A 795-nucleotide genomic window follows, 5' to 3' on the forward strand; every position below is an offset into this window, starting at 1 on the left:
TCGCCGTTTCCGCTATCGAGCGACGGTTGTAATCTGTTGTCCATTTCCACCGCGCATTACTCCCGGTCATTCGCTGATTAGCCACTGCACGGTTACGGTCTGCATATTCACCGGGCCAGTAACCCGCACCTTTTCGGGGCGGGATAAGCGCGCTGATTTTCTTACGCCGCAGTTCATCGTGACATAGCCGGGTATCGTAAGCGCCATCGGCGGCGGCTGACCTGATTTTCCGGTGGGTTTGCCGGATTAACCCGGGGAAGGCCTCTGAGTCCGTAACGTTGTTCAGCGACAGGTCAGCGCAGATGATTTCATGTGTTTTACTGTCAACGGCGAGATGCAGCTTACGCCAGATACGGCGGCGTTCCTGGCCATGCTTTTTGACTTTCCACTCGCCTTCACCGAAGACCTTCAGCCCGGTGGAATCAATTACCAGGTGTGCGATTTCACCCCGGGTGGGCATTTTGAAACTGACGTTAACCGGCTTTGCCCGCCTGCTGACACAGCTGTAATCCGGGCAGCGTAGCGGAACGTTCATCAGAGAAAAAATGGAATCAATAAAGCCCTGCGCAGCGCGCAGGGTCAGCCTGAATACGCGTTTAATGACCAGCACAGTCGTGATGGCAAGGTCAGAATAGCGCTGAGGTCTGCCTCGTGAAGAAGGTGTTGCTGACTCATACCAGGCCTGAATAGCTTCATCATCCAGCCAGAAAGTTATGGAGCCACGGTTGATGAGGGCTTTATTGTAGGTGGGCCAGTTGGTGATTTTGAACTTTTGCTTTGCCACGGAACGGTCTG

The 795-nt window shown here is 54.1% G+C and carries 1 protein-coding gene; it reads right to left on the bottom strand.

Annotated elements, in window-relative coordinates; genetic code table 11:
- On the bottom strand, positions 1-784 hold a 784-nt coding region (locus tag C3451_RS24175; protein ID WP_124304494.1), incomplete at its 3' end, for an IS5-like element IS903B family transposase.
- Between the last annotated feature and the right edge of the window lie 11 nt (positions 785-795).

The organism is Enterobacter sp. 301B, from assembly GCF_003850715.1.
Taxonomy (GTDB): Bacteria; Pseudomonadota; Gammaproteobacteria; order Enterobacterales; family Enterobacteriaceae; genus Enterobacter; species Enterobacter intestinihominis.